Origin of the sequence: Nocardia sp. NBC_00403, assembly GCF_036046055.1 — a bacterium.
Taxonomy (GTDB): domain Bacteria; phylum Actinomycetota; class Actinomycetes; order Mycobacteriales; family Mycobacteriaceae; genus Nocardia.
On record NZ_CP107939.1, the window covers coordinates 5,053,235 to 5,073,550 of the forward strand.

The 20,316-nt window shown below is 64.7% G+C and carries 13 protein-coding genes, 2 pseudogenes and 1 riboswitch; of the genes and pseudogenes, 7 read left to right on the forward strand and 8 right to left on the reverse strand.

Annotated elements, in window-relative coordinates:
* Window positions 1–31: 31 nt before the first annotated feature.
* Both OHQ90_RS22440 and OHQ90_RS22445 read right to left on the reverse strand, forming a co-directional pair.
* Window positions 32–583, reverse strand: a complete 552-nt coding sequence (locus tag OHQ90_RS22440) for a hypothetical protein (protein ID WP_328400498.1) — start codon at window positions 581–583, stop codon at window positions 32–34.
* A 28-nt stretch (window positions 584–611) separates the two neighbouring features.
* Window positions 612–1,850: a precorrin-3B synthase gene (locus OHQ90_RS22445; protein WP_328400500.1), complete on the reverse strand. Its 1,239-nt coding sequence runs from the start codon at window positions 1,848–1,850 to the stop codon at window positions 612–614.
* 119 nt (window positions 1,851–1,969) lie between these two features.
* On the opposite strand from OHQ90_RS22445, the gene OHQ90_RS22450 reads away from it, so the two are divergent.
* From OHQ90_RS22450 to OHQ90_RS22465, 4 genes are all read left to right on the forward strand, one after another.
* Window positions 1,970–2,410 carry a nuclear transport factor 2 family protein gene (locus OHQ90_RS22450; protein ID WP_328400502.1) on the forward strand — a complete coding sequence of 147 codons (441 nt, stop codon included), beginning with the start codon at window positions 1,970–1,972 and terminating at the stop codon, window positions 2,408–2,410.
* Between the two features lie 339 nt (window positions 2,411–2,749).
* On the forward strand, window positions 2,750–3,043 hold the full coding sequence (locus OHQ90_RS22455; protein ID WP_328400504.1) for a hypothetical protein: 294 nt from the start codon (window positions 2,750–2,752) through the stop codon (window positions 3,041–3,043).
* A 114-nt stretch (window positions 3,044–3,157) separates the two neighbouring features.
* Window positions 3,158–3,257, forward strand: a riboswitch (cobalamin riboswitch).
* 32 nt (window positions 3,258–3,289) lie between these two features.
* Entirely contained in the window at window positions 3,290–6,862 is a 3,573-nt protein-coding gene (gene cobN / locus OHQ90_RS22460; protein ID WP_328400506.1) for a cobaltochelatase subunit CobN, read from the forward strand.
* 532 nt (window positions 6,863–7,394) lie between these two features.
* Window positions 7,395–7,925, forward strand: coding sequence for a hypothetical protein (locus OHQ90_RS22465; RefSeq protein WP_328400508.1), 531 nt, complete (start codon window positions 7,395–7,397; stop codon window positions 7,923–7,925).
* 250 nt (window positions 7,926–8,175) lie between these two features.
* Here the strand turns inward: OHQ90_RS22465 and OHQ90_RS22470 are convergent.
* Window positions 8,176–8,426: pseudogene (locus OHQ90_RS22470) on the reverse strand (helix-turn-helix transcriptional regulator); the annotation flags it as partial.
* A 421-nt stretch (window positions 8,427–8,847) separates the two neighbouring features.
* Here OHQ90_RS22470 and OHQ90_RS22475 point away from each other — a divergent pair.
* The gene (locus tag OHQ90_RS22475) at window positions 8,848–11,439 is read left to right on the forward strand and encodes an MFS transporter (protein WP_328400510.1); all 2,592 of its coding nucleotides are present in this window, start codon (window positions 8,848–8,850) and stop codon (window positions 11,437–11,439) included.
* A gap of 127 nt (window positions 11,440–11,566) precedes the next feature.
* Here OHQ90_RS22475 and OHQ90_RS22480 read toward each other — a convergent pair whose 3' ends face one another.
* Both OHQ90_RS22480 and OHQ90_RS22485 read right to left on the reverse strand, forming a co-directional pair.
* The gene (locus tag OHQ90_RS22480; protein WP_328400512.1) at window positions 11,567–13,228 is read right to left on the reverse strand and encodes a hypothetical protein; all 1,662 of its coding nucleotides are present in this window, start codon (window positions 13,226–13,228) and stop codon (window positions 11,567–11,569) included.
* Between the two features lie 203 nt (window positions 13,229–13,431).
* The gene (locus tag OHQ90_RS22485; protein WP_328400514.1) at window positions 13,432–13,902 is read right to left on the reverse strand and encodes a cupin domain-containing protein; all 471 of its coding nucleotides are present in this window, start codon (window positions 13,900–13,902) and stop codon (window positions 13,432–13,434) included.
* Window positions 13,903–14,189: 287 nt separating this feature from the next.
* Here OHQ90_RS22485 and OHQ90_RS22490 point away from each other — a divergent pair, with 287 nt between their 5' ends.
* Window positions 14,190–17,087: a UPF0182 family protein gene (locus tag OHQ90_RS22490; protein ID WP_328400516.1), complete on the forward strand. Its 2,898-nt coding sequence runs from the start codon at window positions 14,190–14,192 to the stop codon at window positions 17,085–17,087.
* A 194-nt stretch (window positions 17,088–17,281) separates the two neighbouring features.
* On the opposite strand, the gene OHQ90_RS22495 is transcribed toward OHQ90_RS22490, so the two are convergent.
* The 3 genes and pseudogenes from OHQ90_RS22495 to OHQ90_RS39475 all read right to left on the reverse strand — a co-directional run.
* A complete protein-coding gene (locus OHQ90_RS22495) occupies window positions 17,282–18,514 on the reverse strand; it encodes an MFS transporter (RefSeq protein WP_328400518.1) in 1,233 nt (410 codons plus the stop codon).
* A gap of 177 nt (window positions 18,515–18,691) precedes the next feature.
* On the reverse strand, window positions 18,692–19,117 hold the full coding sequence (locus tag OHQ90_RS22500) for an EamA family transporter (protein ID WP_328400520.1): 426 nt from the start codon (window positions 19,115–19,117) through the stop codon (window positions 18,692–18,694).
* Between the two features lie 94 nt (window positions 19,118–19,211).
* Window positions 19,212–19,559: pseudogene (locus OHQ90_RS39475) on the reverse strand (EamA family transporter); the annotation flags it as partial.
* Between the two features lie 194 nt (window positions 19,560–19,753).
* Between OHQ90_RS39475 and OHQ90_RS22505 the strand changes: the two are divergent.
* On the forward strand, window positions 19,754–20,275 hold the full coding sequence (locus tag OHQ90_RS22505; RefSeq protein WP_328400522.1) for a MarR family winged helix-turn-helix transcriptional regulator: 522 nt from the start codon (window positions 19,754–19,756) through the stop codon (window positions 20,273–20,275).
* Window positions 20,276–20,316: the final 41 nt, after the last annotated feature.

Sequence of the window (20,316 nt, forward strand, 5' to 3'; positions counted from 1 at the left end):
CTCGACCCGCCGCACCCGCGCCGTGGTGCGGTCAGAAGGGCAGTTGCGCACGCCAAGCGCTGACGGCGGGGTCGGCGAGTGGGTGCGCTTCGGTCAGGAACTTGAACAGCAGTAGCGCGCCGCTGATCTGCAGTGCGGCCAACGGCAATTCGCCGATCAGCGCGATACCGACCGAGAGCCAGACGTCGTCGGCGCCTGCGGTCATCACGTCGAACCAGGCGTCGACGAGCAGCAGGAGGCCGGTCCCGAACGCGGGGAGGATGAGCAGTCGTCTGCGTTTCCAGCCCAGGTAGGCGGTGGTCGCCATCATGGCGACCAGAAGGACGTCGAAGCCGACCCAGGTCAGGGTCCAGTTCCTCGCCTGGTAATCGGCCGGTAGCGTGACTGCGAGATAGACGATCCACGGGATGAGGACCAGCGAACCGCCGACCATCAGGGTCAGTCGGACCCCCCGGTGAATCCGGACCAGTTCCGGCCTGGGCAACACCCGCTCGGGTGGCAGCTGCAAGCGGCTGATCAGCGCGCGGCGCTCGTCGTCCGACATGGCCTGGATCTCGTCGTCGCTCAGTCTGTTAATTGCCATGCTGCACGGCCTTTCCCCAGGAGGACGATCAGTCGACGCGATAGCCGTCCGGCGTGGCGACGACATCGGTCACCGCACCGCGCGGCCTGCCGCAGCGGCGCGCACAGCCCGACCAGTGCTGCCGTCCGCCAACTGTCACCTCGCCGGCCTCGAAGACAGGGGCGCTCGGAGCGCCGGAGGAGGTCGGATCAGGTTGCGGCAGAACGAGTTCGGAGTGGGGCGCGTCGGAGTCGAACGTTGCGCTGTCGGGCAGTATCCGGCCCGAGTCCACCGCGGCACCGACATCCGCGCGGACGTCGGTGAGCGACTTCGCGCAGCCGGGCTGACCGGCGCAGGCGCTGACCAGCAGCCACGGGGAGTTGGCATCGAAGATCAGACCCATCGGGGCGAGCACGCGGACGACCTGCTCGGCGGGCCATTCCTCCAGGTCCGCCAGCACGAGGCTGCGCCAGGGGGTGAGGAAGACCGGTCGTTCGACGGCGGCGATGAATTCGGCGGTGCGTGCGGGCAGCGAACCGAGCCGTACGCCGGCGCCGAGGCTGACCAAGCCGTTGTCCTGGGTCAGCCAGCCGATCGGAATGTCTTGGTTGGCAGCGATTTTCAGCAGATCGGCGCGGGCGGCGAGTCCGAGCAGGTCGGTGAGACGTTCGACGCCGTTCTCGATTTCGTGCAGCCGCCACTGGCCGGAGCTCAGGTCGAGGAAGCCGTGCGCGGCGGCGAGCATGACGTCGACGGCATCGGTGGCCGACACCCTGATGCCGGTGTCGAGCCCGGCCAGCAGGACCGCGAACTCGTCGGCGTCGACGGCGTGCACGCCGATATCGCCACCGAGACCGCTGACGTCACCGCGGCCGTCGTCGAGGGTGAACAACACGCGGCCGGGCAGGTCGGCCAGGCGAGGCGCGGCGAGCAGGCCGGCGTCGAGCGCGGGGACGAGTCGGTGCACATCGGCCCGACTGCCGACGCGCCCTGCCAGCGGCGAGGCAACGATATTGCGCACCCGCTCGTGCGTATGACTCGGCAGTAGCCCGGCGGTTTCCAGTCGCGCGGTCAGCTCTGTCGCGTCGCGCACCCGACGCAGCTGCACATTGGCGCGTGAGGTCAGCTCGATGTTTCCGTCGCCGAGCTCACGGGCGGCTTCGGCCAGTGCCTGCAACTGCTGCGCCTCCAGCCGTCCGCCGGGCACGCGGATACGAGCCAGCGGTCCGTCGGCCGCCTGATGCAACCGCAGCACGCCGGGGCAGGAGTCGGGAGATGTACGCGTCATGACCCATCCAGCGTACGACCCGGCCAGGTATTCGGCCCGAGGTCACCCCGGGTGCGGACTACCCACGGTGCTGCGTTTGTCGTGTGGCAGCGGACCGGCAGGCTCGCTAGTCTGCTGGCATGACCGAATCATCATCCCTCGCCGACCGTTTCGCGATCGTCGACGTTCTGACCAGGATGTTCGTCTACACCGATCAGAAGCGCTGGGACGATCTGCTCGATGTAGTGTTCACCCCGAAGGTCGATTTCGACGGCGGTTTCGGCGGCCTGGTCGGTATCCGCGATGCCGCGGACATCGTCGGCGACTGGCGCACCGGCCTCTCCGACCTCGACGCAGTGCACCATCAGGCGGGTAACTACCTCATCGACCTGCAGTCCGGCCACGCCGCGGTGCACGCCGACGCCATCGCCGTCCACCTGAAGAATGACGCCGTCAACGGCAAAACCCGCACCTTCATCGGCAGCTACACCCTCGGGGCCGAACGCACCGATTCCGGCTGGCGCGTCAACCGGTTCCACTACCACCTCAAGCTCATCGAGGGAAACGCCGACCTGACCTAGGTGTACACACCTAGCCCAGCGTCGTGCGGCCGCGATCATCTCGATCTCGACCAGCCGGCTCGGGTCGAAGATCCCGGCCGACCCGACGGTCAGCGTCGGTGTGTGATCGCCGAGGACCTCCTGCCGAACCTTCGTGTCGACCTCATCGAGATATACCGGCAGCCTTTCGACGAACCGCTCGACAGCCTGGACGTTCGCAGCTCGGGCAATTCGACCTCGGGCTCGCGCAGGTGCAGCTTGTGGGCCCGCTCGTTTTCGCCGGACTCACCCGCCTGCGCCACGCCGCCCATGCCGACCGCGCCCGGGTCGTCGACGACTTGCCGCCCGCGCCGCTACCGGATGGCCGCGTTGCTGCGGATGAGCCGTCATCGTTATCCGGTGGCGTTCTCCGACGTTCATGATGGAGGTATGGCGTCCGATCGCGTTCAGGTTCGCGTGATTCTTGTGTTCGGGGATCGTGCGCAGTTAGACACACCGTGGCATTCGGCGCGGGACCCGATGTGGGTGCCCGCGGCACTGATCGCCGAGCAGGCCGGGTTGCCGGTGAATGAACTGCCGGGCAGAGAGTTCAGTGCCGTGGGAGATCGGAAGTCCCTGACGGACTTCCGGCTGGTCTTCGACCCGCGTCTGTAGAACGGGGAACTGCGCGTCCGATCCGCAGGGTTCGTATCGGGCAGAAACGTGCCTCGACGAGTCTGCCCGCTGCGGCAGACAGACAGGTGGCAGGTGTGTGCCGCCCTGGCAGGTAGCATCTGGATGCTCGGCGGGCGACGAGGAAACCGGTGGAACTCCGGTGCGGTCGCGCCACTGTCACAAGCCAGACCCTCTCCGGCGAGCAACGAACCCGATGGGCGCGTAACCCGAGGAAGGCCGTCACCTGTGATTTTGCTGCTGTCCACGTCCGACACCGATCTGTTGAGCGCGCGCGCGAGTGGCGCCGACTATCGATGGGGCAATCCCGCTCGGTTGCTGGTCGAAGACCTGCCCGCGCTGCTCGACGGCGCCGATCTGGTGATCGTGCGGATCCTCGGCGGAAAGCGGGCCTGGGAAGATGGCTTGGAAGCGGTGCGTGTCAGTGGAGTGCCGATGGTGGCGCTCGGTGGCGAGCTCGCGCCCGACGCCGAATTGATGGAGTGCTCGACGGTGCCCGGCGGCGTTGCCGCCGACGCACACAACTACCTCGCGGCCGGTGGTGCGACGAATCTGCTTCAGTTGCACAACTTCTTGTCCGACACCGTGCTGCTCACCGGGCACGGCTTCGAGCCGCCCGTGCAGTTGCCGAGCTGGGGCGAGCTGGCGCGCACCGCGGCGACGGTCGACGGCCCGACCGTCGCGGTCATCTACTACCGTGCACAGCACCTCGCGGGGAATACCGGATACATCGATGCGCTCTGTGCCGCAATCGAGAACGCCGGAGCGCGGCCCCTGCCGCTCTACTGTGCGTCGTTGCGCACCGCCGAACCCGCATTGCTCGACACACTCCGGCAGGCCGATGCACTGGTGGTGACGGTGCTCGCGGCCGGCGGGTCCAAGCCCGCGACCGCGTCCGCCGGTGGCGACGACGAGGCGTGGGACGTCGCGGCGTTGGCCGAGCTCGATGTGCCTATCCTGCAAGGCCTCTGCCTGACCAGCGGCCGCGCGCAGTGGGAGGCCAACGACGACGGGCTCTCGCCCCTCGATGTGGCCACTCAGGTGGCGGTGCCGGAATTCGACGGCCGGATCATCACGGTGCCGTTCTCGTTCAAGGAATTCGACGCCGACGGTCTGTCCACCTACGTGCCGGACCTCGAGCGCGCGGCGCGGGTGGCGGGTATCGCGGTGCGGCATGCGCGGCTGCGTCACATTCCGGCCGCACAGCGTCGGGTCGCCTTGATGATGTCGGCCTATCCGACCAAACACGCCCGCATCGGCAACGCGGTCGGCTTGGACACCCCGGCGAGCGCGATCCGATTGCTCACCGAGATGCGTTCGGCTGGTTACGATCTGGGGCCTGCTGGTGCGGTTCCCGGGCTGCAGGAGCGCGATGGCGACGCGCTTATTCACGCGCTCATCGCTGCGGGTGGTCAAGATCCCGACTGGTTGACGGCCGAACAGCTCGAAGGCAATCCGATCCGGATCAGCGCGACGCAGTACGCGGCGTGGTTCGACACGCTGCCCGAGGACCTGCGCGAGGCCGTGATCGAGGCGTGGGGCCCGCCGCCCGGGGAGCTGTATGTCGATCGCTCCGCCGATCCCAACGGCGAAATCGTCATTGCTGCATTACATTTCGGCAATGTGGTGTTGATGGTGCAGCCGCCGCGTGGTTTCGGTGAGAACCCGGTCGCCATCTACCACGACCCGGATCTGCCGCCGAGCCATCACTATCTCGCGGCCTACCGCTGGATCGCCGCACCGGACGGGTTCGCCGCCGACGCCATGGTGCACCTCGGCAAGCACGGCAACCTGGAGTGGCTGCCGGGCAAGACTCTCGGCATGTCCGCTTCGTGCGGCACCGATGCAGCGCTCGGTGAGCTGCCGCTGATCTATCCGTTCCTCGTCAACGATCCGGGTGAGGGCACGCAGGCCAAACGTCGAGCACACGCCACCCTGATCGATCACCTGATCCCGCCGATGGCGCGTGCCGAAAGCTATGGCGACATTTCACGTCTGGAGCAGCTGCTCGACGAGCATGCCAATATCTCCACCCTCGACCCCGGCAAACTGCCCGCGATCCGGCAGCAGATCTGGACGCTGATGCGCGCGGCGAAGATGGACCACGATCTCGGGTTGGCCGAGCGCCCTGAAGAGGACGTCTTCGACGACATGCTGCTGCACGTCGACGGCTGGCTCTGCGAGATCAAGGACGTGCAGATCCGCGACGGATTGCACATTCTCGGGCAGTCGCCTACCGGGGAGAGCGAACTCGACCTGGTGCTCGCCATGCTGCGGGCGCGGCAATTGTGGGGTGGGGAGCGGAATGTGCCGGGGCTGCGCGAGGCGCTCGGGCTCGACGAATCCGGAACCGAGGCCCGTGAGCGCGTCGACCGGGTGGAAGCCCAAGCGCGCGGGCTGGTCTCGGCGCTGCAGGCGGCCGACTGGTCCGTCGATGTCGTGGACACGCTCACCGACAACCCTGCGGCGCGGCAGGTGCTGCGGTTCGCCGCCACCGAAGTGGTGCCGCGGCTGCGCCAGACCGGCATCGAGATCGACCGGGTCCTGCACGCGCTCAACGGCGGATTCATCCCGGCGGGCCCGAGCGGTTCGCCGTTGCGCGGGTTGATCAACGTGCTGCCGACCGGCCGCAATTTCTACTCCGTCGACCCGAAGGCGGTGCCGTCGCGACTGGCCTGGGAAACCGGGCAGGCCATGGCCGATTCGCTGCTGGATCGATACCGGGCCGACCACGGCGAATACCCGCGTTCGGTGGGACTCTCGGTGTGGGGCACCTCGGCGATGCGCACCTCCGGCGACGATATCGCCGAAGTTCTTGCGCTGCTCGGCGTCCGGCCGGTGTGGGATGAGGCCAGCCGCCGCGTCACCACGCTCGAGGTCATTTCCCTGGCGGAGCTCGCCCGCCCCCGCATCGATGTCACCGTGCGGATCAGCGGATTCTTCCGCGACGCGTTCCCGCACGTGCTTGCACTGCTGGACGACGCGGTGCGGCTGGTGGCCGAGCTGGACGAGCCACTGAAGTCGAATTACGTACGCGCGCACGCACAGGCCGACCTCGCCGAACACGGCGACCAGCGCCGCGCGACCACCCGCATCTTCGGCTCCAAGCCGGGCACCTACGGCGCGGGCATCCTGCAGTTGATCGACTCGAAGAGCTGGCGCACCGACGACGACCTCGCTCAGGTGTACACCGCGTGGGGCGGCTTCGCCTACGGCCGTGACCTCGACGGCGCGCCCGCGGCCGACGACATGCGCACCGCCTACCGGCGGATCACGGTGGCCGCCAAGAACACCGACACCCGCGAACACGACATCGCCGACTCCGACGACTACTTCCAGTACCACGGCGGCATGGTCGCCACCGTGCGCGCGCTGACCGGCAAGAACCCCGAGGCGTACATCGGTGACAGCACCCGCCCTGACGCGGTGCGCACCCGCACCCTCTCGGAGGAGACCTCACGGGTCTTCCGTGCCCGCGTGGTGAACCCGCGCTGGCTGGAGGCGATGCGCCGCCACGGTTACAAGGGCGCATTCGAAATGGCTGCCACTGTCGACTACCTCTTCGGATACGACGCAACCACCAACGTCGTCGCCGACTGGATGTACGAAAAGCTCGCGGAGAGTTACGTTTTCGACGATGTGAACCGGAAGTTCATGGAGCAGTCCAACCCGTGGGCGCTGCACGGAATTGCCGAGCGGCTGCTGGAGGCCGCCGAGCGGGACCTGTGGGAGCAGCCGGAGCAGGCCACGCTCGATCGGTTGCGGCAGGTCTACCTGGAGACCGAGGGCGAGCTCGAGTAGCTCCGCTGGGAGCGGCTGTCGATCTGGTTCGACCGGCCAGGCGGCCTCGGCGCGGGTGCGCTCAACTCGGGGCGGGCGGACCTGGCCACCGTTGCCGACGTCTTTGCCGCGGATCGGCGAGTTCCCTCATGGTCGTTCATCTTCTGTGCGCGGCGATACGTCGATCCCGAGATGGTCTTGCGGCTGGTCGTCCAAACGTCGTCTCGGAGTCGTGTATTCGGCCGAATCCGTTGCGGTGCACTGTGGTTGGTTCGTTTCAACGTCAATTCGGCTGCCTCGATCACCGAGGGTGCGGGCGGGTGCGGAACCGACATGTCGGTTTATTCGGATCCCGCACGTTGTGGTGTGAAATGGAATTGCGAGAATTTCAACCACCCAATTTCTTGGGCAGCCGAATTAATTGATCTTGCAAGACAATTCGATTTCGTGATTCTATCGACAGCGATAGCGGTTGGGGCGCATGATTATCCGTGTCCCATTTGCCGATTCTCGGGGTACGTCAATCGAATCGGCCGGATGATTGGAAAGTCTTATGATGATCAAGAGATTGATAGCGGCAACGATGTTCACTGTCGCCGCGACGGGCATCGCCGCGGCGACTGCGCACGGTCAGCCGGTGGCGCCGGGCGCAGAGTTCGAAGGGATGGACAGCGGCGTCGTCTACACGGCCGCGGTAGCACCCGACCGTTCGAGTGCGACGGTCACGCTGGCGCCGGGGACGTTCGAGGTGACGCCCACCACGGGCGTGATCACGGTGCTGGCGCCCGACGGGTCGGTGGTCGGCTCGCTGCCGACGGCGGTGCAGACCGTCGGCGGTCAGCAGGTGCAGGTCATGCCGCAAATCGACAGCACGGCAACAGCTTTGACGCTGACGCCGCTCGGTGCAGTGGCGCCGGAACCCGGTGCGTTGCAGAACATCGGTGACGCGGGCACCACTATCGCGGGTATTGCGATCGGTTGCGTCGTCGGGGCGCTCATCGGGCTCATCTTCCTCGTCGTCACGGCCATTCCCGGCTGTATCGTCGGCGCGATCGTCGGTGGAATCATCGGCGCCAATCAGTGATTCATCAGCGCAGGACTGAATAAGCCATAGCGGATGTCCTCGACCGGGCTCGGTAGGAAATTGCCGCCCCGGCCGGGGATATTGCTGTTCAAATCTCTCGATACCATGAATTCATAGGGCACCCGCCGCTTTACGGAACCGCTCAGCGGTGGCTCGCAGGTGCGCGGCGAGTTCGGATGCGTCGAGCACCTCGAAGTCGACATCGAGTAGCCCGAGATAGAGCGTCGACATCCGGGCAGTCGCCGACCGACCCCACCGCGACAGTGACTGCCTCGTCATCATCGAGCAATAACGGAGGCGGCGCGGATCCGGCGCCGAGCCGATACCCGCCTGCGGCGCCAGGAGTCGCGTCCGCGGGATAGCCCAGGTGCCGCAACCGCTCGACGTCGGTGCGAATGGTTTGCATCGACACCCTGTGCCGCTCGCCAACGCGGGTCCGGTCCAATCCCTGTGCAGCTGCAGCAGCGACAGCAGCCGCAGCAATCGTGCGGAGGTTTCCAGCCTTCCCCGATGATCTCAGGCATTGCGGATAGAACGCTTCCGCAAGCCTGCGCGCTCCGCGGGAGCGGCGGGCGTGGTAGATCGGTGGCTGCGCCGCGGACGAGCTCACCTTTCTCGCCCGCGGCGATGCGGTGGATGATCGGCTGTGGTGCGCTGGAAGGGTGTCTGTATAGTGTGCGGTCGCAACTAGTTTCAGGTGCTAATGAAGTCTGGCCGGACGGATCGATTACCGGCCGCCACCGTGTTGCGCTGCCTCGTCGTCGACGGCCCGCAGTGCACCGGTCAAGCTCGCCGAGCTACTGCATGCCGAGATCGCAAGGCGCATGGCCTCGTCGAGTGTCGGGTCGACTATTCGTGACCCGTGTGCAACAGGTTTCGAGACACTCCACCGCAGCTAGCCGATCAGAATTAGGGCCCCCACATGACGAATTCCACGATTCAGGCACCGGCGGCGCCGCCGGTCCTGGACGCAGGCGAGGACGCGTCGCTGTCACACCGGCAGATCCTGACCATCCTGTCCGGCCTGCTGCTCGGCATCTTTCTGGCCGCACTCGACCAGAACATCGTGAGCGTGGCGATCGTCAAGATCTCGAACAGTCTGCACGGATTCGACGAGCAGGCCTGGGCGACAACGGCATATCTGATCACCGCGACGATCACCACACCGCTGTACGGCAAGCTGGCCGACATCTATGGGCGAAAGCCCTTCTATCTCACCGCAATCGGCCTGTTCGTCCTCGGCTCCATCGCCTGTACCTTCGCGACCTCGATGTACGAACTCGCGGGTTTCCGGGCATTCCAGGGCCTCGGCGCCGGTGGGCTGATGTCGCTGGCCTTCACCATCATCGGCGACATCGTGCCCGCCCGCGAACGTATGCGCTACCAGGGTTATTTCATGATGGTCTTCGGTTCGGCCACGGTCTTGGGCCCGGTGCTCGGCGGTTTCTTCTCCAACTACGACGACCTCTGGGGGCTCGAAGGCTGGCGCTGGGTATTCCTGGTGAACGTGCCGATCGGCGTGCTGGCGCTAGGTGTGGTCGCCAAAGTGCTCAATGTGCCGCATCAGCGTCAGCAGCACCGGATCGACTGGTTCGGCGCGTTGGCGTTGACGATCTGTGTGGTGCCGCTGCTGATCGTCGCTGAACAGGGCAGGAACTGGGGGTGGAGTTCCGACCGGGCACTGATCTGCTACGGCATCGGCGCGGCCGGGCTGGTGCTGTTCCTGTTCATCGAATTCCTGATGAAGGACGCCGCGCTGATCCCGTTGCGGCTGTTCAAGAGTTCGACGTTCAGCGTCGCCATCATCGGTGGCTTCATCGTCGGTATCGCGATGTTCGGGGCCATCGTCATGGTGCCGCAGTATTTCCAGGTGGTGCGCGGCTACTCGCCGACGAAGTCGGGTCTGCTGATGCTGCCACTGGTGCTCGGCATCATGATCGGCTCGCAGGTGGCCGGGCAGATCACCAAGGCCACCGGTCATTACAAGGCGCTGCCGGTGCTCGGCTCCTTCGTGATGGCGGTCGGCGCCGCGCTGCACGCGCGCGTGCTCTATGACAGCCCGCTGTGGCAGCCGCTGGTGTACGCGGGAATCATCGGGGTCGGCCTCGGTGGCTGCATGCAGACGCTGATCATCGCGGCCCAAAACGCCGGTCCGCGTTCGGATATGGGCGTGTCGACGGCGGCCGCGACATTCTTCCGGCAAATGGGCGGGACGCTGGGGGTCGCGGTCTTCCTGACGATTCTGTTCAACCTGTTGCCACACAAGATCATCGATGCGTTCGGCGGACAGCTGCCGGACGGTTTCGACGCCGCCCAGCTCAGCAGCATGCAGAGCAATACGAGTGGAATCGCGGAGCTGCCGGAGGATCTGCGGGTGCCGATCCTGACCGGATTCACCAGTTCCATGTCGGGAGTGTTCTACGTCGCCGCCGCGGTCGCGCTGCTCGGGGCGATTGTGCTGGTGTTCATGAAGGAGATTCCGCTGCAGGACGATCCGGTCCCGGGGTCCGCCGTGCCCGCGGAGGCCGAGCTCGTCGCGCAGTCGGTAGGCGCGGACTCCACGTGGGAGGAGTCGCAGGTGTGGGAGGGCGCCACGCAGGCCTTGTCCGAACCTGCGCCGGTGCTGGCGGGTGGGCACCTCTCGGTCGATCATCAGGGCAACGGTGTGTACCAGGTCTCGGTGTCGGGAACGACAGCGGCGGATCCGGATTCGATGGAAGTCCGCTCCGAACCCGATCGCCGCTCGATCCGCGGTCGTATCCGGCACGGGGACGGCCGGCCGGTGCCCGGAGCCGCGCTGACTCTGATCGACCAGCGTGGGCACCAGGTTTCCCGGGCGACCGGCGATCCGCACGGCGGGTACGTCATCGGTGTGCCAGAGGGCGGTAACTACGTGCTGATCGCGTCCGCAACCGGACATCAGCCGGAGGCGGTGAGCGTCGCCGTCGGCCACCGGACCCTGCAATTGGATCTGACGCTCATGGGTTCCGGCGAGTTGTCGGGAGTGGTCAGATCGGCCCGGCGCGGCGAACCGCTGGCCGGCGCGACCGTCACGCTCACCGACATGCGCGGCGAGGTCGTCGGCGCGGCCATTACGGCGGGTGACGGCGTTTACGTCTGTCATGGCGTCGTGTCGGGCACCTACACATTGGTCGCCGTCGCCGAGCATATGCGTCCGAACGCCGCCACCCTGACCATGCCCGACAGCGGCCTGCTGCGCCAGGACATCGACCTGGCTCCGATGGCGGTGCTCGCCGGATCGGCATGGTCGGACGGCGACCGATTCGTTCCCGACGTCCAGATCACCGTCTTGGATGCTGACGGCGACCTGACCGCCACCGCTCGCACCGACGAGAACGGCCGCTACGTCGTCAGTGATCTACCCGAGGGGCAGTACACCGTGGTGGCTCGCGGCTATCCGCCGGTGTCCAGTCGCGTGACGGTGATCGGTGGCGAAGTGGTCCATGACGTGAAACTCGGCTACGGACAGGATGATTCGGCGATCCATCGCTGAGCCATCGAGGCGCGCCGGCAGCCGCTGGACTCGTCGATTCGGCATCAGACCACGCCGGTGAGCTTTCGCGTGGTCGGGCTGCAACAGTGCGTGGCTTCGCGGTTATTGCAGCCCGAGACCCGCGTGCTTACTCGGCGATCTTGGCGCGGAGGGGACCGCCGATGCTGTTGAACAGCAGGTCGCCGTTGGGGAAGGCTTCGACGATCGCGTACGCGCCGTTGCCGAGGTTCGATTGACCGAAGATGGTGCGGTGCACGGTTTCTCCGGTCTGCCAATCCATACCGGTGACCTCCCAGCCGTCGGCTTTGCTATAGCCGTTGACGAAGACGATCCCGGCCCTGCTGGATACCGCGGGCACCATCGAGGTGGATACGACATCGCCGCGGGTCCATGCCGGGGTCCACTTGTCGGCGTTCGGATCCCATTCGAATCGTTGCATGCCGTGCGGGGGCTGGAAGACCGGCCCGTTGGCGATCACATCCACCAGGCGATCGGGTGCGCCCTCGGCCCCGATGTTCTGCACCACGAACGCGCCGTAACCGTTCACGACGACCGACTGCTCGCTCTGGATGAACTCCGGCTTTGGATCGGACAGGCCCGCTGTCACCTCGATCTGATCGGCGATGCGATCGGATTTGGTGCTCGGCTTCTGTGTGAACCCGTCGGGGATCTTGTTACGCCAGAACGCGACCAGCTTCATATGGTCGGCGCCATCGGTGATCACCACCAATTCGTCGGTATCTGTGCCGAAGCCCATCAGCGTCGGTGTGGAGCCGGTGCCGATACCGAACTTCACCGCAGGAGGCTGGCGACCGAAGTCATACGGCGATGACCAGGCGCCGTCGGCTTCGGCCGTGGACAGTTTGCTTCCGGTCCACACCACTTTGCGCATGATCTTGTCCGTCGCGGCGTAAATGCCACCCTTCTCGTCGATGGCCATCGAATTGGAGACGGTCTCGTCGTCTCCGAACCGAACCTGCTGAGGCTCACCGGCCAGCGTGCGATCGATGACGAACAACGCGCGAGATCCGAGCACGGTCAGCTGCCCGTCGTATGTCATGTTGACGCCGACGATGTTCTCCGGAATACCCAGCGTTGTCGTCCCGGCGCCCAGCCACGGCTTGAAGTCCAATTGTGCGACGATCTCGATACCGTCCTCGGGCTTGTCCTTATTCTTCAGCCCGAACTTCACGATCTCCGAGTTCTGGGTGACGTAATAGACGTTGTTGTCCTTGTCGACCAGGCTGTAGACGCCGTTGGCGATCCGCTGCCAGGTCGCCCCGCCCCAATCGTCGCGGATGGCGGTTTCGATCTGACCTACGTCGGAGAAGTTCTGATCCAGGACCTGATCCAACGCCCGAGGCGGAATCGGCGCGACACCGGGTGTATCCATCGATGCGACCTGCCGGAACCCGCCGTCGGACACGTCGACGTACCGCACACCGGAGGTCGAGGAGATCCACCGGTACTTCGAGTCCGTCGACGCCAGCGCGATGATGTTGACCGGCCCGGTCGCCACTCGCGGCATCTGCTTCGGGTCGATATGGAAGGTGCCGCGTGGCACCGGGTCCGGGAAACTGTCCGACTGGCCGGAATCCAGGTGGGTGACCGCGTATTTCTGCGCGGCCAGGTTCGGGTTTCGCGGCGGACTGTCGCCCGATTGTTCGCCCACATTCGCGGTGTTCTTCGTATCGGACGAGTCATCGCTACATCCGGGCAGCACGAAAACCGCCGCCACTGCCATGGCGATCACTGCGGTACTCGTCCGGAAATATCGAGGCTTGCTCACAACCGTGCTCCTGTCCTCGCGGTCGGTATTGCGCTCGAACCTGACGGTGACGCACATACACCCGTTCGCCGATGCGGGCATCGACGGCCGACAAACGGAACAACACGAGCTGAAACAACGCATTTGGCATCGCCAACATAACACCGGCTACTGGACCGAGATCGAGAAATCAGCGATGGCCTGCCGCGGAACCAGATGCACTGTCAGCGTGGCGGATGCAGGTCATCGACCCAGGCCACCTGCTGGGGATCCGATTCGATATCGGGCAGGTCGAGGTTGACCACAACCGGTTCTTGGTCGCTGCGGACCACGACGCACGATAGTGGCGCGTCGGAACTGGCGTTGATCTCTTGATGTGGCACGAACGGGGGGACATAGATGAAGTCGCCCGGCCCGGCCTCCGCGGTGTATTCGAGCCGGTCGCCCCACCGCATCCGAGCCCGGCCGGCAACAACGTAGATGACGGTCTCTACATGGCCATGATGGTGCGCGCCGGTTTTGGCATCGGGGTGAATGAGTGCCGTCCCCGCCCATAGCCGCTGCGCGCCCGCCCGCGCTGCATTGATCGCCGCGGCGCGATTCATCCCTGGTGTCTGCGGCGTATTCGGATCCAATTCGTCGGCATGCACGATCCGCACCCCATGCAACCGATAATCGACTCCCACGCTGGCCATCGCAACCTCCGCTCGGACTCGGCACCTATTCTCCTCCGGCACCGCCGAGCGGGACATGATGGTTGGAGTCCGATCGAACGGCCGGCCGTCGACTGATGAGTGGGGCGGTGATGCGTGCCCGGTTCGAGTTCGATCTTCAGTCGGCTCGATGGTGCCGAACGGTAGGACCTCCCACATGATCGCGAAGTCTACCGGCGGCGGGATCACCCGCCGCCGGTAGAATCAGGCCAGATGGTCATGCGTCGGCTAACACCGTTCGGCTCAACGCAACCACGGGAGTGTGGGAGATGAGCGCACGCGACGGCCCCAGCCTGCGGCGGTTACATCGCGGCACGCGGGTACTGTTGATCACCCTCGTGGTGTTCGTCGTGTCGTTGCTGGTCATTCCTCGACTGACCAGCGTCTACGTGAACTGGCTTTGGTTCGGTGAAGTCGGATTCCGCGGTGTCTGGCTCACCGTGCTGCTCACGCGCCTGTCGCTGCTCGTCGCGGTCACACTGTTCGTCGGCGGCATCCTTTTCGCGGCGATGTGGCTCGCTTTCCGGTTCCGGCCCCTGTTCACCCGCTCCGCGGAAGAAGATGTCCTTCGGCCGTATCGCGCCGTGGTGCTCCGGTGGCCGGCGCGGATCGGGCTGGGCATCGCTACCTTGGTGGGTCTCGTCTGCGGGCTTATCGGGCAGTCGAGTTGGGGGACAGTTCAACTGTTCATCCACGGCGGGTCCTTTGGTGTGTCGGATCCCCAGTTCGGACATGATGTCGGGTTCTTTGTTTTCGATCTGCCCTTCTATCGACTCGTTGTGAATTGGCTGTTCGTCGCAACCGTTCTCGCGTTCGTGGTCAGCCTCGCGACGCATTACCTATTCGGGGGTTTGCGGCTGTCCGGAAAGACGAGCGGCCTGATTCGCGCCGCCCGCGTCCAGCTGGCGGTGTTCGCCGGCATGTTCATCGTCTTGAAGTCAGCCGCCTACTGGCTCGACCGATATTCGCTGCTGTCGAGCAGCAGAAAGGAACCGACCTTCGCCGGTGCCGGCTACACCGATATCAACGCAGTCCTGCCCGCCCGCCTGATTCTCTTCGCGATCGCCGTCATCTGCGCCGCGGCGGTCTTCGCCGCCGTCGTGGTTCGGGACCTCCGAATCCCGGCGATGGCGGCCGCGCTACTGCTGCTTTCGTCGATCCTGGTGGGCGGCGTCTGGCCGCTTGTTGTCGAGCAGTTCTCGGTTCGCCCGAACGCCGCCGACATGGAACGCGTGTACATCGAACGCAATATCGCAGCGACCCGACAGGCGTACGGGATCGATGGCGACCGGGTCGAGTACCGGGCCTATCCCGGCATCGGTACCAAGCCGCCGCCCGAGGTTGCGGCGGACGTGACCACGATCGCCAACGCCCGCCTGCTCGATCCGAATGTGCTCTCGCGAACCTTCACTCAGCAGCAACAGCTGAAGAACTTCTACAGTTTCCCGACGAATCTGGACCTGGATCGTTACCGCATCGGCAAGGAACTACGTGATTACGTGGTGGCGGTCCGCGAGCTGACCCCGAATGCGTTGAGCGGCAATCAGACCCACTGGGTCAATCGGCACACCGTCTACACCCATGGAGACGGCTTCGTTGCCGCACCGGCCAACCGTGTCAACGCCGCAGTCCGCAACGCCGACCACGACGCCGCCAGCAGCAACAGCGGATACCCCATCTACGCGGTCAGTGACATCGCGTCCCTGGCGTCCGGGCATCAAGTGATCCCGGTGGATCAGCCGCGCATCTACTACGGCGAGATGATTGCGCAGGCGAGCCCTGACTATGCCATCGTCGGCGGCAGCACCGAACCCCGCGAATACGACACCGACTCCACCAAATACACCTACACCGGCGCCGGAGGCGTCTCGATCGGGAACTGGCTCAACCGGCTGGCCTTCGCCACCAGCTACACCGAACGCAACATCATCTTCTCCAAAGCGATCGGTCCCGGATCGAAGATCATCTTCAACCGGGATCCGCGCCATCGCGTCGAGCTCGTCGCGCCGTGGTTGACGACCGACAACAACCCCTACCCAGCGGTCGTAAAGGGCCGGATCGTCTGGATCGTCGACGCGTACACCACAATCGACGGCTACCCCTACGCCAAACGCAGCTCGCTCGAAGCCCTCGAGCCGGGCGACAACATCGGCATCCGCCATCCCCGAGAGATCTCCTACCTACGAAACTCGATCAAGGCCACCGTCGACGCCTACGACGGCACGGTCACCCTCTACCAAATCGACCAGCACGACCCGGTTCTGGCGGCATGGATGAGCGTCTTCCCCGGCACGGTCGAACCCGAGGAGTCGATCAGCGCCGAGTTGCGAGCCCACTTCCGGTATCCGGAGGACCTGTTCACGATCCAACGCGAGATGCTCGCCAAATACCACGTCGATGAACCACGAGAGTTCTTCACCAACAACGCTTTCTGGTCGGTGCCCAGTGACCCGACCGTTGACACCAACCCGCACCAGCACCCGTTCTACGTCCTGCTGGGCGACCCGGACAACGCCCGGCCGTCGTTCCGTCTGGCCAGCGCGATGGTCGGTTTCAACAGGGAATTCCTCTCCGCCTACGTCTCCGCCCATTCCGACCCCGAGAACTACGGCAAGATCAGCGTCTTGCAGCTACCTACCGACACACTCACCCAGGGACCGCAGCAGATCCAGAACTCGATGATCTCCGACACCAGAGTGGCGTCCGAGCGAACTCTGCTCGAGCGTTCGAACCGGATCCAGTACGGCAACCTGCTCACCTTCCCGATCGCCGACGGTGGGGTGCTCTACGTTGAGCCACTCTTCACCGAGCGGATTTCGACAACACCGAACGGATCGACGTTCCCGCAACTGGCACGGGTCCTCGTCAGCTACCGCGACCCGGGCACCGGTGGCGTCCGCGTCGGCTACGCCCCGACGCTGGCCGAGGCGCTCGACCAGGTGTTCGGCGCCGACACCGGCAGACTTGCCACCGCACCCGGCGACGGCCCCGCGCCCGCACCGCCACCAGGCCGGCAGCCCGCATCACCGCCACCCCCACCAGCGGAATCCCCGCAGGCTGTGGATCAAGCGAAGATCGCCGAACTCAACGCGCAGATCGACGCCATTCGCGCGGCCCTCGAGCGTCTCCAACAGGAGTTGAAAGATCTCGAACGTCCCGGTCGATAAGGTATATCGGCGCATGGGTTTTCGCCGACACGCATGGCGGCAACGCGGGAGCACGATCGCGGATCGAGGCGAAGACCATCCTGATAAGCCTCTGGCAATGACCTTCCCGCGCTGCGCGGAGTGTTCCCCGAGACCGCCGAGCAGCGCGGCTGGGTGTTCTACAAGGAGATTGTCAAGCGTCCGTCACTCCTTCATCAGGATTGAAGGACCGGCTGATCACTGGCGGACGACGCGTCGTCGGGGACGGTGCGTGTGGGCTTCCGGCGACTGCTGAGTGTGACGAGCAGCGAAGCTGCTGTCAGCGCCACACCGAACCAGAAGACACTTCGGACACCTGAATGATCGGCGAACAGCCCACCGAAAAGTGCTCCGAGCGCGATAGAGGTGTTGTATCCCAAGGTATTGAGTGACATCGCGGCTTCGAAGGTGTCGGGCGCGGCAGCGAGCGTCATATTGATCTGACACAGGTTCATGGCGCCGAAGGAAACTCCCCAGAGAGCCACCGAGATAATCAGACCGGCCTGCCCGTGACCGATTGTGAGCAGCAACAGCAAGGACGCCACGAGTCCCGTGCAGGCGACGATGAAGCTGGCCCTCAGATTCTTGGTCGAGGTATATCCGGCGATAAAATTTCCGGCCGCCCCTCCGGCGCCATAAATTATCAGCAATCCTGTGATATAGGCGGGCGTGGCTGATGAATTATTCTCCAAGAAGGGTCGTATGAAAGTGTACGCCCCGAAATGGCCGAGTACATATAGTACGACGGTAAACATCACCAGGCGTAGTCGTACGTTATCGAGTGGAAGCTTGAAGACTTCCCGGACCGAAACCGCATTATCCGATGGTAGTGATGGAATTATGGCAGCGACCGCGAGGAACACCAGCGCGCTGAGGCCGCTCCAGATAAGGAACGTGGTTCGCCAGCTGGTGAGGCTTTCAAGGAATGTTCCTAGCGGCATGCCGACTACTGCGGCGATCGAGATGCCGGACAGTGCGACCGCGGCCGCTCTGCTCGCGTGGCGTCCTGGAACAAGGCGCATCGCCATGCCTACGCCTATGGCCCAGAACACCCCGTTGGCAAATCCCATGATCAGCCGCGCTGTCAAGACCAGCGGATAGTTCGGTGAGATGGCGGTGATCAGGTTTCCAAGGGCCAATATCGCCAGTAGCGCGGACAGCAGCACTCGTCGGTTGACGCGCCTGGTCCATGCCACGATAAACGGTACGCCCAGTCCGGCTGAGATGCCGTACAAAGTAACCATCAGCCCCGCAACGCCCACCGATATGTTCAGGCTTGCGCTTACCGGAGTAAGTAGGCCGACGGGCATCAGTTCGGTGGTGACGAAGACGAATAAGCTGGATGTGATGGCGGAAACTCCCAGCCATGATCTCAGGGCCGAGTATGGGTGTTCATCTTGTGTGGCCAATTTCTACTCTCTGATGTTTCAGATTATGACTATACGGAGAAACGGATCAACTGAGTTTTTTTTGTAGTTCCGGTTATCTGCATCGAGCAATCATTGACTACCCTTTTTTACTGTTCGCGATGGCTTCGGTCCGGGCATTGCTGGGTTGCCGCTTCAGGGGGCCGTTGAGAGGAGCCCTCATGGGTTGACCGGTCGGGGTTGCGCGAGCAGCGCGGCGCCGATAATCACCAGAGTTCCGGCCAGCTGCAAAATCGACAACGTCTGATGCAGAAACAGATATCCGAGGAGGGTTGCGACGATCGGGCTGCCCAAGGCAAGGAACGAGACGGCCAGTGCCGGCAATCTCTCTATCCCACGGAACCAAATCGCATAACTGAGGACAGCGCCTAGGGAGATGAGATAGCCGAATCCGATGGTGTTGGTTCCACTGATGGTGGTCGGCAGCCCTTCGACGAACAGCGTGAAGGGCAACAGCACGAGTCCGCCTGCGGTGAGTTGCCAGCCAGTGAAGGGCAGTAGCCCCACTCCGTCCGGGCGCCCCCACAGTTTGGTCAGCGTGATGCCGGTAGCCATACTGGCCGCGCCGGCCAGTGCCGCCGCCACGCCGAGAAAATCCAGCGCCGCTGTCCCCTTTGAGCACGAGCAACGCGACACCGCCCGCACCGAGCGCGCAGGCCGCCACGTGCGTGTATCGAATTTTGTCCCCGATGAGCATTGCCGCCAAGGCCAGTACAAGCATCGGCTGCGCCGACATGATCATTGCTGCTATTCCACCCGGTAGGCGATAGGCGGCGACGAACAACAGGAAGAGAAACGCGCCGATGTTGAGCGTTCCGAGCACCAGGGCGCGCCACCGCCAGATCCCGATCGGCAGCGTGCGGGTGAAGGTCAGCAGAATCAGGCCCGCGGGAAGCGCCCGCACGGTGGCGGCCAGCAATGGGCGGTCTGGCGGCAACCACTCGGTCGTTACCAGGTAGGTGCTTCCCCAGATCGCAGGTGCCAGCGCCGTCACGCCCACGGTAAGGAGTTGCTGGCCGCTCTTCATGCCAGAGCGGTCGGTGCGGGCCGGTCCGGCGGCAGTAGGTCACCATTCGATGAATAGGTCGTTCCCCATGCGGCAGGCGCGAGCGCGGTGATCCCCGAGTCGAACAGCCTGGCCGATATGCCGGAAGAAGGTCTCGATAGGGAGTTAGTTTCCATGGAAGATAAATTACCTTCCATGGAAGGTATAGTCAACGAATGGCTACGGACCGCAACTCGCCCGAACCCGACGCTGTCGATCGCATCGTCGGTCAGTGGCGCCGCGAACGGCCCGACCTCGACCCGAGCCCGATGCATGTGATCGGCCGAATCTCCCGCCTGCACTTGGCGCTGGACGAGCAGCTCTGTCGAGTCTTCAGCGACCACGACCTGGGTCGGGGCGAGTTCGATGTGCTTGCCACCCTGCGGCGCTCCGGTCGCCCGTTCGAGCTGAGCGCCGGTGAGCTGTGCGAGTCGATGATGGTGACTTCCGGGGCGGTCACCAAGCGCGTCGACCGACTCGAGCGCGCCGGACTGGTCAGTAGGCGCGCGGCCGACGACGACGCTCGCGGTCGACTGATCCAGCTGACCGACCGGGGCCGTGAGGTCATCGACGAAGTGGTCGAGCAACACGTCCACAACGAGGCGCGGTTGATCTCCGGCCTCACCGCTGATGAGCGGCTGGCTCTCACCGACCTGCTGCGCAAGTTGAGTCAGACACTGGCTGAGTCGATTGTGTAGCGAAAGTAGTTGTCCTACTGTTCACTTGGTGGCGCCAACTC

Bases quoted from the DNA above. Each gene is read 5' to 3' on its own strand.
- OHQ90_RS22485 (WP_328400514.1), bottom strand. From the start codon at position 13,902: ATGGCCAGCGTGGGAGTCGATTATCGGTTGCATGGGGTGCGGATCGTG.
- OHQ90_RS22455 (WP_328400504.1), top strand. From the start codon at position 2,750: ATGGCCGCGTTGCTGCGGATGAGCCGTCATCGTTATCCGGTGGCGTTC.
- OHQ90_RS22445 (WP_328400500.1), bottom strand. From the start codon at position 1,850: ATGACGCGTACATCTCCCGACTCCTGCCCCGGCGTGCTGCGGTTGCAT.
- OHQ90_RS22465 (WP_328400508.1), top strand. From the start codon at position 7,395: ATGATGATCAAGAGATTGATAGCGGCAACGATGTTCACTGTCGCCGCG.
- OHQ90_RS22475 (WP_328400510.1), top strand. From the start codon at position 8,848: ATGACGAATTCCACGATTCAGGCACCGGCGGCGCCGCCGGTCCTGGAC.
- OHQ90_RS22490 (WP_328400516.1), top strand. From the start codon at position 14,190: ATGAGCGCACGCGACGGCCCCAGCCTGCGGCGGTTACATCGCGGCACG.
- OHQ90_RS22505 (WP_328400522.1), top strand. From the start codon at position 19,754: ATGGCTACGGACCGCAACTCGCCCGAACCCGACGCTGTCGATCGCATC.
- OHQ90_RS22450 (WP_328400502.1), top strand. From the start codon at position 1,970: ATGACCGAATCATCATCCCTCGCCGACCGTTTCGCGATCGTCGACGTT.
- OHQ90_RS22440 (WP_328400498.1), bottom strand. From the start codon at position 583: ATGGCAATTAACAGACTGAGCGACGACGAGATCCAGGCCATGTCGGAC.